The sequence below is a fragment of the Streptomyces sp. NPDC088706 genome, assembly GCF_044752765.1.
Classification (GTDB): Bacteria; Actinomycetota; Actinomycetes; order Streptomycetales; family Streptomycetaceae; genus Streptomyces.
In genome coordinates this window covers 1-13104 of the sequence record NZ_JBIVLW010000021.1, presented here as the reverse complement: position 1 = coordinate 13104, position 13104 = coordinate 1, and the positions used below count along the sequence as shown (strand labels likewise).

Here is a 13104-nt window from a genome sequence, read left to right as displayed (position 1 = left end):
ATGAGCGCTGACTCCCCCCGGGGCACGGGCCCCGGAGCCCCGGACGGGACCGCCGACCCGCAGTCCTCGCGCTGGTACGACGCGGAGGCCGGGCCGGTGGTCCGCCCGTACGCCATGACCCGGGGGCGTACCAGCAGCGCCTCCCGGCACCGGCTCGACCTCATCGCCCTCGTCGTGCCCGAACCGGCCGCCGAGGACCCCGGCCGGGACCAGACGCTCGCGCCCGAGCACGTCACGATCGTCGAACTCTGCAGCGACATGCCCCAGTCGATCGCCGAGCTCGCCGCGGGGCTCGACCTCCCGGTAGGGGTGGTGCGGGTCCTGGTCGGCGACCTCGTCGAGGACGAGCTGGTGCACGTCACCCGTCCCGTTCCACCGGCCGAGCTGCCGGACGTGAACATTCTCCGCGAGGTGATCAATGGCCTTCGGGCGCTCTAGGCGCGGCAAGCAGCGGCCCGTCGAGCCCGTCACCCTGAAGATCCTGGTGGCGGGAGGGTTCGGCGTCGGCAAGACGACCGCGGTCGGCGCGGTCAGCGAGATCAGACCGCTGCGCACGGAGGAGCGGCTCAGTGAGGCGGGCCGCCCGGTGGACGATCTGGCGGGGGTGGAGTCCAAGACCACCACCACGGTCGCCATGGACTTCGGCCGGATCACGCTCCGCGAGGACCTGGTCCTCTACCTCTTCGGCACCCCGGGCCAGGACCGCTTCTGGTTCCTCTGGGACGAACTGGCCCAGGGCGCCCTGGGGGCGGTCGTCCTGGCCGACACCCGGCGTCTCGAGGACTGCTTCGCGGCGGTCGACTACTTCGAGCGTCGCCGGATCCCGTTCACGGTGGCGGTCAACTGCTTCGAGGGGGCGGGCAGGTTCCCCGCCGAGACCGTCCGGTCCGCCCTCGACCTCGACCCCGAGGTCCAGGTGCTGCTGTGCGACGCGCGGGACCGCTCCTCGGTGCGGGACGTCCTGGTCGCGGTGGTCGAGCACGCCCTGGAGCGTGCGGCGCGGGACCGCCGGCCCGTCGCCACCTGACGGGGCCACGCGTACGGCCCGTACCCCCGCCGACAGGGGTACGGGCCGCACGTCGTCCGGCGGGCCGGGCTGTGAGTGTTCTGCCACGGTGACGATCCGTCAAGCCCAGGGCAGACGAGAGGCGTGTCAGCGCACGGCCACCACCGCCGAACCGTGCCCGAACAGGCCCTGGTTGGCCGTGAGGCCCACCCGGGCGCCCGGCACCTGCCGCTCCCCGGCCCGGCCGCGCAACTGCCAGGTCAGCTCGCAGATCTGGGCGATCGCCTGCGCGGGCACCGCCTCGCCGAGCGAGGCGAGACCACCGCTCGCGTTGACCGGGATCTGGCCGCCCAGCGCGGTCGCCCCTCCCGCACGAGCTTCGCGCCCTCACCGCGGCCGCAGAGCCCGATGTCCTCGTACCACTCCAACCCCAGTGCGGTGGAGGTCGTAGACCTCCGCCAGCGAGAGGTCCTCCGGCCCGATCCCCGCTTCCTCGTACGCCGCCCGGGCGATCGACGCCCGGAAGCTCTCCGGCGAGGGCTCCACGGCCACCGCCGAGTCGGTGCCGATGTCCGGCAGGTCCAGGACGGCCCTCGGGAACGTGGGCGTCACGGTGGAGACGGCCCGGATCCCGAAGTACGCCGGGTTCGTCGCTCCGAGCACCCGGAAGCGCAGCCAGTCCGGGTCGTCCGGCCGCTCCCCGCCGCCGGGGCGAAGAACCCCTCGGGCGCCGCGTCGGCCCCCACCACCAGGACCACGTCCGCCATGCCCGCCAGGATCTGGGCCCGCGCGGTGTCGACGGCCTGCGCCCCCGACGCGCACGCGGCGTACACGGAGGTCACCCGCGCCCCCCCGCCACCCCAGCGCCCGGGCGAACGTCGCCCCGGCCACGTACCCGGGATAGCCGCCCCGGACCGTCTGCGCGCCCACCACCGACTCCACCTCGGACCAGCCGACGCCCGCGTCGGCGAGGGCGGCACGGGCGGCGACCCGCCCGTACGCGACGAAGCCGCGCCCCCACTTGCCCCACGGGTGCATCCCGGCCCCGAGGACCGCCACCTCACCGGTCACGGCCGGGCCTGCGTCGCCGCGACGGGACGCCAGTGCCAGGTCGTGTGCACGGTCTCCGTCGCCGGGTCCTCGTCCAGAACGCCCGGCACCACCTCCACCACCGAGCCGACGGGGAGATCGTCCACGCCCACTCCGGGCGCGGCCTGCCCGAGCACCACCATGCGCTCGGCCGCCAGTTCCACGGCGACCAGGGTGTACGGCACCCAGGGCACGCCGGGGTCGCTGACGTACGGGGGAGGGGGCCGGTAGCGCCCGTCGGTGCAGGACCACACCGTGCCCCGCTTCGACAGCTCCACCACCTCCAGCCCTCCGCCCGGGCAGACCGGATTGCGGCAGTGATCGTCCTCACGCGGGAAGTGGACGGACCGGCAGCCCGAGCAGCGGGTGCCCAGCAGCCGGAAGTCCTCCTCCGGTGTGTCCTCGGTGAACCAGCCGGCCACCACGGGTATGGGCGTACGCGGCAAAGCCCCTCCCTGACACAGAACCTGACGGTACGTCAGAAGTGTGCCACGGGCGGCGGCCCCGGGCGAGGGGGCCGGTCCGGTGCCCTCAGCCGCGCTCGTCCCCGCCGTGCTCGGCCAGCCACTTCGCCGCGGTGTCCGCCAGCTCGGCGTCCCGGCCGGCCAGCATCATCCCGATCATCTGCGCGTCCCCGCGCAGCGACCACGCCGGATGCCCGAACGTGGCCGGGTTGTTCTTCTCGATCAGGAAGTGCGCCGGCCAGGCCGTGCCGTACCCGATCAGCGGCAGAGCCGCCAGACAGCTCCTCCGGCCCCGCACCAGCCCGTAGGCGGCGATGGTGAGGCCGGTGAGCGTGCCGGTCAGATGGACCCAGCGGGTGGCGGCTCGGGAGTGCATCGCCACGTAGTACGGCCAGAATTCCTCGTACGAATCGAACGTCTGCTGTGACATACGGGCACCGTATCGGCCTGGTCGGCAACCGGACACGCCCCTTTCGCGTCCGAAAGGAAGAACGGGCGGCCGGAGCCCACGGGGGTGGTCCCGGTCGCCCGTTCCCCTCAGCGCCCGGCCACCGACCGGCGGTCCACCGGAAAGTCGAAGTAGGTGTCCGGGAACAGCTCGGGCTTGTGGGTGAAGTGCCACCACTCCTCGGGCAGGTTCACGAACCCCACCGCGCTCAACGTCCGCTTCAGGAACAGCCGGTTGGCGCGCTGCACTCCTCGGATACGGGGATCGTCCGTGTGGGACAGGGTGTCGAAGCAGTCGTAACCGGTGCCCATGTCCAGCGAGTTGTCGGGGAACCGCTCACCCTTCGGTGCGAAGCAGGACGTCAGCCTCTCGCCCGGCCGGTACGGCCTGGTCGGCAGCGCGGGCAGCCGGACCAGCGTCAGGTCCACCGTGCTGCCCCTGCTGTGCCCGGACCTCTCCGCGATGTAACCGTCGTCGAACAGCCGCTCCTTGTCGACCCGCGGGTAGAACTCCCCCTTCATGGACTGGTCGTCGAGATCCTTCGCCCAGCGCACGAAGTGGTCCACCGCCCGCTGCGGCCGGTAACAGTCGTACACTTTCAGCGCATATCCCTGGCGCAGCAGCCGCCGCTGCGCCAGGTGCAGCGCACGCGCGGCGGGCCGGGTCAGGATGCAGACCGGCTGCCGGTAGCCGTCGACGCGCTCGCCGAGGAAGGTGTGCGCCGTGGTGTAACGCATCTCCTGGATGATCGTCGGATCCACCGAGCGCAGCGCCACGAACCCGTCAGGCGCCTTCGGTTCGGGACGGACGTACGCCGGAGCGGACGCGGGGCGGGCCTGCGCCGGCACGGGTTCGGGGCGGGCCGCGCGGGCCGGAGCGGGGGAGGCGGCGATGGCGACGAGCAGGGCGGCGGCAGCGGAGGCCAGGGCGCGGAGCGCGGTACGCATTCCTGTCATCGGCACATCGTCCATCAGCTTCCCGGCCCCGGCGAGAGGGCGATCCGATACAGTCCGCCCGTGTCCGAGCCCACCAACAGCCCCGCCCCGACGACCGGTCGGCAGCCGTCCCCGTACGTCCGGGACTCCCACTGCTCCACCTGCGGAGCCCCGTACACCGCCCGCACCGCCCCCGGCACCTGGCCCCGCACCTGCGCACGCTGCGGCGCCACCGCCTACCGCAACCCGCTCCCGGTCGCCGTGGCCCTGCTCCCGGTGACCGGGCCGAGCGCAACCGGACTCGTCGTCATCACGCGCACCATCCAACCGCGCAGGGGCGGCACGGCGCTGCCCGGCGGCTTCATCGACCACGCCGAGGACTGGCGCCACGCGGTCGTCCGCGAGCTGCGCGAGGAGACCGGGATCGAGGCCGCCGACCAGGACGTCCGCCTCGCCGACGCCCTCAGCGACACCGCCGGACACCTCCTGCTCTTCGGCCTCCTCCCGCAACGCCCCCTGACGAGCCTGCCGCCCTCCGTCCCCACCCACGAGACGTCGGGCTACGAGATCCTGTACGAACCCACCCCACTGGCCTTCCCGCTGCACACGGAGGCGATGAACGCCTGGTTCGCGGGCCGCTACGGCTGAGGCGACAGAGCGCCAGCTGTGGTTCGCGGGCCGCTACGGCTGAGGCGGCGGAGCACGAGCTGTGGTTCGCGGGCCGCTACGGCTGAGGCGGCGGAGCTCCGGCTCCAAGGTCGTGTACGGGCCTCCGCCCCAGCGCGGCCCGCTACCCCTCCACCACCCCCCGAACCCGCACCGGCAGCCCCACCGCCGCCCCCTCCCCGCCCTCCCGCTCCACCACGACCCGCCCGCCCTCCCACCGCGAGACGTACCGCTCGACCTCCGCCTGCGCCCAACCGTCACCCGGGTCCCGGACCACCGGCCCGCCTCCGGTGCGCCCCGGTGCCGGCGCCCACACCTCCAGCTCCAGCTCACCCTCCGCACCCCGCACCGGAATCACCGCCCCCGCCCGGGCCAGCACCGGAATCCGGGACGTCGGCGCCTCGACCACCACCGCTCCCGGCCCCTCGTACGCCCGCCCGGTCACCGTGTCGTACCAGCGCCCCCCGGGCAGCCGCACCACCCTCCGGTCCGCACCGCCCTCCAGCACTGGCGCGACCAGCAGCGCATCGCCCAGCAGGAACGCGTCCTCACACCCCCGCAACGCCCGGTCGCCCGGCGCCGCCCACCACAGCGGCCGCACATAGGGTGCCCCCGACAGCCGCGCCACCTGCGACAGCGACACGAAGTACGGGTGCAGCCGCTCCCGTTCCACCAGCGCCGCCCGCGCGTGCTCCAGCACCTGGGGCCCGAACTCCCACGGCTCCCGGCACCCCGCACCGCCCGCCGAACGGGTCCGGAACAACGGCAGATACGCGCCCAGCTGGAACCACCGCAGATACAGCTCCGGCGACAGGGACCCGCCGAACCCGCCCACATCCGGCCCCGAGTACGGCACCCCGCACAGTCCCAGACCCAGCACCAGCGACAACGAGGCCCGCAGCCCCGGCCAGCCCGTCGTCACATCACCGGACCAGGTACCCCCGTACCTCTGCGTCCCCGCCCACCCCGACCGCGAGAGCGGGAACGGCCGCTCCTCAGGACGCAGCCGGAGCAGCCCCTCGTACCCGGCACGCGCCATGGCCAGCCCGTACACGTTGTGTGCCTCGCGGTGGTCGCCACCGCGGCCCTCCAGGGCGTGCCGGGCGGAACGGGGCAGCGACGGATCTCCGAACGCCGCGAACGACACCGGCTCGCTCCGGTGGTGCCAGACACCCGAGAAGCCCTGCGCAAGCCGCTCCTCGTACAGAGATCCCCACCATTCCCGCACAACCGGATCAGTGAAATCCGGATAGACGCAGGCTCCGGGCCACCCCTCACCCACCACCACCCGTCCCCGCGCGTCCCGCACGTACGCCCCGCGCTCCCCGACCGCCAACCCCGCGTCGAACACCCCCTCGCCCGGCGCCGCCTGCACCGCCGGATCGACGACCGACACCAGCCGCACGCCCTCGTCCCGCAACTCCTTCGCCAGCTCGGGCAGCGTGGGGAACCGCCCGCGGTCGACCGTGAACACCCGGTACCCGTCATGGTGGTCGACGTCCAGATGCAGCGCGGACAGCGGCAGCCCCCGCTCCCGGTACCCGGCGACGACCCGCCGCACCTCCCGCTCACTGCCGAACCCCGACCGGGCGTGCTGCGGACCCAGCGCCCACGACGGCGGCACCGCCGGCGCCCCCGTCAGCGCGGTCCACCCCCGCAGCACCCGGGCCGGTGTCCCGGCCACCACCCAGCAGCGCAGCGGACCGCCCTCCATCCGCACCTCGCAGGTGCCCGGCCGGTCATGCCCGGAACCCGCGCCCTCCTCGCCCTCGCGCACCACCACCCGGCCCGCCCAGGAGTTGTCGTGGAACACCAGATGCGTTCCGGCGTCCGCCACCACCACCTGCACCGGCATGGTCAAAGACAGCGGATCGTCCCCCGGCCCGAAACGCCCGCCCGGGTCGGTGTTCCACAGCCCGTACGACCCGTCCCGCAGCCGGGGTCCCGCCGCCCGCCCGCCCAGACCGAAGAACCGCGCGTCCGCCGGCACCTCGGAGCGCTGCACCCACCGCACCGCACCCCCGCCCACCGGCTCCCACCAGCGCGGCGGCAACTCCCGCCGCAGCAGCACCCCACCCGGCGTCCGCAGCTCCACCGCACCGGTACGCGACACCACCACCGTCAGCCGCTCGGAGACCACCTGCCAGCCACCGTCCTTGTCCGGCTCCAGCACCGCCCGCGGATCCGGCGCCGGCACCTCGCCCGCCAGCGCGTACGACGGCAGCGGACCGGCCCCCTCCCACGCCCAGAACACCGCACCGCCCACCGCCACCCGGATCCGCAGCTCCGAACGCGCGAACCGCACCACACCCCCGCCCGGCCCCGGCTCCGCCCCCACCAGCGCACCCGGCACCCGCGCCCGCTCCGCCCCCCGCGCGGGCAACGCACGCGCATCCGCCGACCTGCGCCGCCAGGCCGCGCGCACCGTGCGCAGCCCCCGCACCGAACCGACCAACCTCACCCGACGCACCAGGTCACGACCGTCCATGGCGCACACCCTGCCACCCGCCAGAAGCGCAGAACCTCCCGTTCAACTCCCGTTCACCCACCTCGGCCGAGGAATCGAAGCCCGCATCACGCCGGGCCACCCTGGTGCCGAAGACGATCACATGGCATCGTCCGTGTCAGCCGCTCACGCGCACACCCCAGCCCGTGCGCGCCGACACGCCACCCGCGTACCCGTCCAGCCAGGGAGCCGCCCGATGACCGCAGCCACGCCCGACGCCCCCCTCTGGCAGCCCAGCCCCGAGCGCATCGAGGCCGCGGCCGTGACCCGCTTCCAGAGCTGGGCCGCGAGCCGCTTCGGAGCCCCGGCCGAGGGCGGGTACGAGGCCCTGCACCGCTGGTCCGTCGACGAACTCGACACCTTCTGGCAGGCCGTCGCCGAGTGGTTCGACATCCGCTTCGCCACCCCGTACGAGAGCGTCATCGGCGACCGCACCATGCCCGGCGCCACCTGGTTCCCCGGCGCCACCCTCAACTACGCCGAACACGCCCTGCGCACCGCCGAGGACCCGGCCCGCGCCGACAGCCCCGCCCTCCTCTACGTCGACGAGACGCACACCCAGGTCCCCATCAGCTGGGCCGACCTCCGCCGCCAGGTCGGGGCCCTGGCCGCGGAACTCCGCGCCCTCGGCGTCACCCCCGGCGACCGGGTCAGCGGCTACCTCCCCAACATCCCGCAGGCCGTCGTCGCCTTCCTCGCCACCGCGGCCGTCGGCGGTGTCTGGACCTCCTGCGCCCCCGACTTCGGCGCCCGCAGCGTCCTTGACCGGTTCCAGCAGATCGAACCCGTCGTCCTGTTCACCGTCGACGGCTACCGCTACGGCGGCAAGGAGCACGACCGTACGGAGACCGTCGCCGAACTCCGCCGCGAACTGCCCACCCTGCGCGCCGTCGTCCACATCCCGCTGCTCGGCACCGACGCCCCCGAAGGCGCACTCGCCTGGGCTTCCCTCACCTCCGCCGACACCGAGCCGGTCTTCGAACAGGTCCCCTTCCACCACCCGCTCTGGGTCCTCTACTCCTCCGGCACCACCGGCCTGCCCAAGGCCATCGTCCAGTCCCAGGGCGGCATCCTGCTCGAACACTTCAAGCAGATCGGCCTGCACTGCGACCTCGGCCCCGAGGACCGCTTCTTCTGGTACACCTCCACCGGCTGGATGATGTGGAACTTCCTCGTCTCCGGCCTGCTCACCGGCACGACCGTCGTCCTGTACGACGGCAGCCCCGGCTACCCGGACGTCAGCGCCCAGTGGCGGGTGGCCGAACAGACCGGCGCCACCCTCTACGGCACCTCCGCCGCCTACGTCATGGCCTGCCGCAAGGCGGACATCCACCCAGGCCGCGACTTCGACCTCTCCCGCGTCCAGTGCGTCGCCACCACCGGCTCCCCGCTCCCGCCCGACGGCTTCCGCTGGCTCCACGACGAGGTGGCCGCCGACCTCTGGATCGCCTCGGTCAGCGGCGGCACCGACGTCTGCAGCTGCTTCGCCGGAGCCGTCCCCACCCTCCCGGTCCACATCGGCGAACTCCAGGCCCCCTGCCTCGGCACCGACCTCCAGTCCTGGGACCCGGCGGGCAAGCCCCTCGTCGACGAGGTCGGCGAGCTGGTCGTCACCAACCCGCTGCCGTCCATGCCGATCCGCTTCTGGAACGACCCCGACGGCAGCCGCTACCACGACAGCTACTTCGACATGTACCCCGGTGTCTGGCGCCACGGGGACTGGATCACCCTCACCGGCCACGGCTCGGTGATCATCCACGGCCGTTCCGACTCCACCCTCAACCGCCAGGGCGTCCGCATGGGCTCCGCCGACATCTACGAGGCCGTCGAACGGCTCCCCGAGATCCGCGAGTCCCTCGTCATCGGCCTCGAAGAACCCGACGGCGGGTACTGGATGCCGCTCTTCGTCCACCTCGCCGAAGGCGCCACCCTCGACGACGACCTGCGAGCCGCGATCAAGACGACCATCCGCGAGAACCTCTCCCCGCGCCACGTCCCGGACGAGGTCATCGAAGTCCCCGCCATCCCGCACACCCTCACCGGCAAGCGCATCGAGGTCCCGGTCAAGCGCCTGCTCCAGGGCACCGAGCTCGCCAAGGCGGTCAACCCGGGCTCGGTCGACAACCTCGACCTCCTCCACTTCTACGCCAAACTGGCCGCGAACCGCCGCCGCTAGGCCGACTGTCAGTCCCACTGATTACGCTGAGTGAGCAAGAACTCACCGCGCACAGGGGGACACATGGCGCAGACGGAAAACACCAAGCGCACCACCAAGCACAGCTCGAAACACCGCACGGCACACGGCACCACCTTGCGACGCACGCTGCGCCGCGAAGCCCCCAGCACCATCGGCCTCCTGGTCGACGCGCAGGACTTCGCGGCCATGCGCCGCTACCGCACCTTCCCCTTCGACGACCACACCGTCTATCTGCAACAGGTCGAGGGCCTGCTCAAGGCACTGACCGCACAGGGCATGCACACCACGATCGCCCTCTTCGACCCCGAGGACTACGCAGAGTTCTGCGCGGAGTCCGGAATCGACGCGGACACCGGCGCCAGCCGCAGCCGCTTCACCGCAGAGATCGCCGCCGCCGGAGCCACCGTCGCCTACACCGAGCAACAGCTCGGCGACCTCATCCCGCTGCTCGTCTCCCGCGCGGTCCGCCAAGCCACCTGGGAGTACGCCACCCTCCTCCTCACCGACCTCGGAGCCTGCGCGGACTGCGGACAGGACATCGGACGCGCGGCCTTCGACCGGGCCTCGCACCTCCTGATGCGCCTGCTGGAGGCGGCCGGAACAGGCACCCACCACCTGGTCTGCTCCACCCCGACGGAGAACGACCAGCTCCTGGCGGTGCTCCACACCCACCGCGACTCCACGGGTCCGGCCCGGCTGGACACCTCGGAAGGAGCGGAGTTCGCCACCGTGCTCGCCGTGGCGATCGCCCTGGAGACACCCGGGGGAGTGGTGCTCCGCACCAGCGCCCCCGACAGCCCGGACCGCGTCCACGGCTGGCGACTGGCCCACGGCGCCCTCGCCCCGCTCACGGCGGCCGAGGTCTTCAACGCCTACTGCACCGACGCCGAGACCGGAGAGCCCCTCTCCCCGGAATCCGGTGTGGAGTACTGCGCGGGATTCGACATCGGAGCAGACCCGGCGGAGCCCCACCACTGACCCGGACACACAGCGGGAGGGGCTTCCCACCACACGGCGGAAAGCCCCTCCCGGACCAGCTCGATCCGCCTACTCGCCCGACAGCACAGCCTGAGCGGCGCTGCGCGCCTCCTCGGCGGAGTCGGCCGAACGGGCGGCGTTCGCCGCACGCTCGCACTGGGCCAGCGTGTGCTTGGCCAGCGTGGCGCGCACATAGGGAATGGACGCGGCACCCATCGAGAGCGAGGTGACACCCAGACCGGTCAGCACACACGCCAGCAGCGGATCCGCGGCGGCCTCCCCGCACACACCACAGCTCTTGCCCTCCGCACGAGCCGCCTCGGCGGACAGTGCGACGAGATCCAGCAGCGCCGGCTGCCACGGGTCCTGGAGCCGTGACACCGCGCCCACCTGACGGTCGGCCGCGAAGGTGTACTGCGCCAGGTCGTTGGTGCCCAGCGACAGGAACTCCACCTCCTGGAGGATCGACCGCGCCCGCAGCGCGGCGGACGGAATCTCCACCATCGCGCCGAACTTCGCCTGCAGCCCGGCCTCACGGCACGCGTCCGCGAACGCCTTGGCGTCGATGCGGTCGGCCACCATGGGCGCCATGACCTCCAGGTACACCGGCAGACCCTCGGCGGCCTTCGCCAGCGCGGTCAGCTGGGTGTGCAGCACCTCCGGATGGTCCAGCAGACTGCGCAGTCCCCGGACACCGAGCGCCGGGTTCGGCTCGTCGGCCGGCGTCAGGAAGTCCAGCGGCTTGTCGGCGCCGGCGTCCAGTACGCGAACCACGACACGCCCCTCGGGGAACGCCTCCAGCACCGCACGGTAGGCCGCGACCTGCTTCTCCTCGGAGGGAGCCTGCTCGCTGTCGTCCAGGAAGAGGAACTCGGTGCGGAACAGCCCGACACCCTCGGCCCCCGCCTCGACCGCCGCGGGCACGTCGGCCGGACCACCGACGTTGGCGAGCAACGGAACCTTGTGCCCGTCCGACGTGGCGCCCGGACCGGTCGAGGCGGACAGCGCTGCCTTACGAGCGGCAGCGGCGGCCTCCATCTCGGCCCGCTTCTCGGCGCTCGGATCCACGAAGATCTCGCCCGTACTGCCGTCCACCGCCACGACCGTGCCCTCGGCCAGCTCACCGGCGCCGGGCAGAGCCACCACGGCCGGAACGCCGAGCGCCCGCGCCAGGATCGCACTGTGGCTGGTCGGCCCGCCCTCCTCGGTGACGAAGCCGAGCACCAGGGTCGGGTCGAGCAGCGCCGTGTCGGCCGGCGCCAGGTCGCGCGCGATCAGCACGTACGGCTCGTCGCTGTCCGGCACCCCGGGCATCGGCACACCGAGCAGCCGCGCCACGATCCGGTTCCGTACGTCGTCGAGGTCGGCGACCCGCCCCGCCAGGTACTCCCCGGCATTGGCGAGCAGCGCCCGGTACGCGGCGAAGGCGTCGTACACCGCGCGCTCCGCGGTGCTGCCCACGGCGATGCGCCGCTCCACATCGGACATCAGCTCGGGGTCCTGCGCCATCATGGCCTGCGCCTCGAGCACGTGCTGTGCCTCGCCGCCGGCCAGATTGCCGCGCGCGATCAGGTCGGCCGCGACCGCTTCCACCGCCTGCCGGGCGCGCCCCTGTTCGCGGCCGGCCTCCTCGGCGGGAATCGATTTGGCGGGCGGCTCCAGTACCGCCGTACCCATGTGCCGAACCTCGCCGATGGCCACACCGTGGCTCACGCCGACGCCTCGCAGCGTTGTCTCCATTTCACCCGTCTCCGGTTGTGCGGCGACCGAGTCACCGCGGTGGTTGTGCAACTGGCTCGTCACTGCGCCCGAAGCGCTACTGCCAGCCGAACAGCGTGTCGCCGATCTTCACGTCCCCGTCCTCACGGACATCGGAGAGCGACTCGGCGGTGGCCTCCAGGGCCACGATCGGGCAGATGGGTGACTTGCCGGCCGCCTCGACGCCGGCCGGGTCCCAGCGCACGATGCTCTGGCCCCGGGTCACCGTGTCCCCCTTGTTGACGAGCAGCTCGAAGCCCTCGCCGTTGAGCTGGACGGTGTCGATACCGAGGTGCGTCAGCACCCCGTGCCCGTCGGCGTCGACGACGACGAACGCGTGGGGGTGCAGAGAGACGACGATGCCGTCGACCGGGGACACGGCCTCGGAGGGCTCACGCACCGGGTCGATGGCGGTGCCGGGACCGACCATCGCGCCGGAGAAGACCGGGTCGGGAACCGCGGTGAGTCCGATGGCGCGTCCAGCAAGAGGGGACGTCACGTTGGTCATGGGGAGCCTCCCAGGGGGTGGAGATTCAGGTGTCGCCGCCGTGGCTGATGGGGGACGGCGTACTGCTGAGCAGAGTAAGTCATATGAAGTCCCGGTTCCGCCCGAGACCGCCCGGTTGACAGACCTAGGGGTGCACCGCAAGCGATTTGCCTCGCTCCCTGGCGGCCTGTACTGTCGTACTCCTGCCTGGCCCCAGCGCGACTTCGAGTCGGGGGTCGGCGGCGACCTTCAAGCCCAGATCCTAACTTTGAACATTCCTTTGGCATGCCCGCAGGACGTGGTCAAGGAGACGGAAAAGGCCTGATAGAGTCAGTCCCGCCGAAAGGGAAAACCGCGAAAGCGAATAACCCCGGAAGCGAATAGCAGGACCCGCTTCGACCGGGAATCGGACAGGAAAGAGTCTGATAGAGTCGGAAACGCAAGAACGAAGGGAAGCGCCCGGAGGGACCCGGTAAAACGGGACCGAAGGAAGCGTCCGTTCCTTGAGAACTCAACAGCGTGCCAAAAGTCAACGCCAGATATGTTGATACCCCGGCCTGCTACGGCAGG

The 13104-nt window shown here is 72.4% G+C and carries 13 protein-coding genes and 1 pseudogene; 5 read left to right on the top strand and 9 right to left on the bottom strand.

Annotated features, from left to right (window positions below; translation table 11 throughout):
• Window positions 1–438 (top strand): DUF742 domain-containing protein, encoded by a 438-nt coding sequence (locus ACIQAK_RS30040; protein WP_366392186.1) that lies wholly within the window; start codon window positions 1–3, stop codon window positions 436–438.
• A complete protein-coding gene (locus ACIQAK_RS30035; protein WP_366392187.1) occupies window positions 419–1027 on the top strand; it encodes an ATP/GTP-binding protein in 609 nt (202 codons plus the stop codon). Before ACIQAK_RS30040 ends, ACIQAK_RS30035 begins: the two co-directional genes overlap by 20 nt.
• A 126-nt stretch (window positions 1028–1153) precedes the next feature.
• Here ACIQAK_RS30035 and ACIQAK_RS30030 read toward each other — a convergent pair.
• From ACIQAK_RS30030 to ACIQAK_RS30005, 6 genes and pseudogenes are all read right to left on the bottom strand, one after another.
• Window positions 1154–1375: pseudogene (locus tag ACIQAK_RS30030) on the bottom strand (thiolase C-terminal domain-containing protein); the annotation flags it as partial.
• A gap of 18 nt (window positions 1376–1393) precedes the next feature.
• A complete protein-coding gene (locus tag ACIQAK_RS30025; RefSeq protein WP_401849436.1) occupies window positions 1394–1618 on the bottom strand; it encodes a hypothetical protein in 225 nt (74 codons plus the stop codon).
• Window positions 1615–1839 (bottom strand): hypothetical protein, encoded by a 225-nt coding sequence (locus ACIQAK_RS30020; protein WP_401849458.1) that lies wholly within the window; start codon window positions 1837–1839, stop codon window positions 1615–1617. The genes ACIQAK_RS30025 and ACIQAK_RS30020 overlap by 4 nt, the downstream gene beginning before the upstream one ends.
• A gap of 234 nt (window positions 1840–2073) precedes the next feature.
• The gene (locus ACIQAK_RS30015) at window positions 2074–2541 is read right to left on the bottom strand and encodes a zinc ribbon domain-containing protein (RefSeq protein WP_366392188.1); all 468 of its coding nucleotides are present in this window, start codon (window positions 2539–2541) and stop codon (window positions 2074–2076) included.
• 85 nt (window positions 2542–2626) lie between these two features.
• Window positions 2627–2989, bottom strand: a complete 363-nt coding sequence (locus ACIQAK_RS30010) for a DUF962 domain-containing protein (RefSeq protein WP_366392189.1) — start codon at window positions 2987–2989, stop codon at window positions 2627–2629.
• 107 nt (window positions 2990–3096) lie between these two features.
• Window positions 3097–3954 carry a M15 family metallopeptidase gene (locus ACIQAK_RS30005; RefSeq protein ID WP_366392197.1) on the bottom strand — a complete coding sequence of 286 codons (858 nt, stop codon included), beginning with the start codon at window positions 3952–3954 and terminating at the stop codon, window positions 3097–3099.
• A gap of 69 nt (window positions 3955–4023) precedes the next feature.
• Here ACIQAK_RS30005 and ACIQAK_RS30000 point away from each other — a divergent pair, with 69 nt between their 5' ends.
• Window positions 4024–4590, top strand: coding sequence for an NUDIX domain-containing protein (locus tag ACIQAK_RS30000; protein WP_366392190.1), 567 nt, complete (start codon window positions 4024–4026; stop codon window positions 4588–4590).
• Between the two features lie 142 nt (window positions 4591–4732).
• On the opposite strand, the gene ACIQAK_RS29995 is transcribed toward ACIQAK_RS30000, so the two are convergent.
• A complete protein-coding gene (locus ACIQAK_RS29995; RefSeq protein WP_366392191.1) occupies window positions 4733–7096 on the bottom strand; it encodes a glycoside hydrolase family 31 protein in 2364 nt (787 codons plus the stop codon).
• A 214-nt stretch (window positions 7097–7310) separates the two neighbouring features.
• Here ACIQAK_RS29995 and ACIQAK_RS29990 point away from each other — a divergent pair, with 214 nt between their 5' ends.
• Together ACIQAK_RS29990 and ACIQAK_RS29985 are read left to right on the top strand one after the other, a co-directional pair.
• Window positions 7311–9290, top strand: coding sequence for an acetoacetate--CoA ligase (locus ACIQAK_RS29990; RefSeq protein ID WP_366392192.1), 1980 nt, complete (start codon window positions 7311–7313; stop codon window positions 9288–9290).
• 63 nt (window positions 9291–9353) lie between these two features.
• Window positions 9354–10289, top strand: coding sequence for a hypothetical protein (locus tag ACIQAK_RS29985; protein ID WP_366392193.1), 936 nt, complete (start codon window positions 9354–9356; stop codon window positions 10287–10289).
• 69 nt (window positions 10290–10358) lie between these two features.
• Here the strand turns inward: ACIQAK_RS29985 and ptsP are convergent, their stop codons facing one another.
• Both ptsP and ACIQAK_RS29975 read right to left on the bottom strand, forming a co-directional pair.
• Window positions 10359–12029 (bottom strand): phosphoenolpyruvate--protein phosphotransferase, encoded by a 1671-nt coding sequence (gene ptsP / locus ACIQAK_RS29980; protein WP_366392194.1) that lies wholly within the window; start codon window positions 12027–12029, stop codon window positions 10359–10361.
• Window positions 12030–12105: 76 nt separating this feature from the next.
• On the bottom strand, window positions 12106–12555 hold the full coding sequence (locus tag ACIQAK_RS29975) for a PTS glucose transporter subunit IIA (RefSeq protein WP_356834563.1): 450 nt from the start codon (window positions 12553–12555) through the stop codon (window positions 12106–12108).
• Window positions 12556–13104: the final 549 nt, after the last annotated feature.

What these genes read in the sequence shown, in the direction of transcription:
- ACIQAK_RS30040 (WP_366392186.1), top strand. Translation starts at nt 1, where the DNA reads ATGAGCGCTGACTCCCCCCGGGGCACGGGCCCCGGAGCCCCGGACGGG.
- ACIQAK_RS30035 (WP_366392187.1), top strand. Translation starts at nt 419, where the DNA reads ATGGCCTTCGGGCGCTCTAGGCGCGGCAAGCAGCGGCCCGTCGAGCCC.
- ACIQAK_RS30010 (WP_366392189.1), bottom strand. Translation starts at nt 2,989, where the DNA reads ATGTCACAGCAGACGTTCGATTCGTACGAGGAATTCTGGCCGTACTAC.
- ACIQAK_RS30005 (WP_366392197.1), bottom strand. Translation starts at nt 3,954, where the DNA reads ATGCGTACCGCGCTCCGCGCCCTGGCCTCCGCTGCCGCCGCCCTGCTC.
- ACIQAK_RS29995 (WP_366392191.1), bottom strand. Translation starts at nt 7,096, where the DNA reads ATGGACGGTCGTGACCTGGTGCGTCGGGTGAGGTTGGTCGGTTCGGTG.
- ACIQAK_RS29990 (WP_366392192.1), top strand. Translation starts at nt 7,311, where the DNA reads ATGACCGCAGCCACGCCCGACGCCCCCCTCTGGCAGCCCAGCCCCGAG.
- ACIQAK_RS29985 (WP_366392193.1), top strand. Translation starts at nt 9,354, where the DNA reads ATGGCGCAGACGGAAAACACCAAGCGCACCACCAAGCACAGCTCGAAA.
- ptsP (WP_366392194.1), bottom strand. Translation starts at nt 12,029, where the DNA reads ATGGAGACAACGCTGCGAGGCGTCGGCGTGAGCCACGGTGTGGCCATC.
- ACIQAK_RS29975 (WP_356834563.1), bottom strand. Translation starts at nt 12,555, where the DNA reads ATGACCAACGTGACGTCCCCTCTTGCTGGACGCGCCATCGGACTCACC.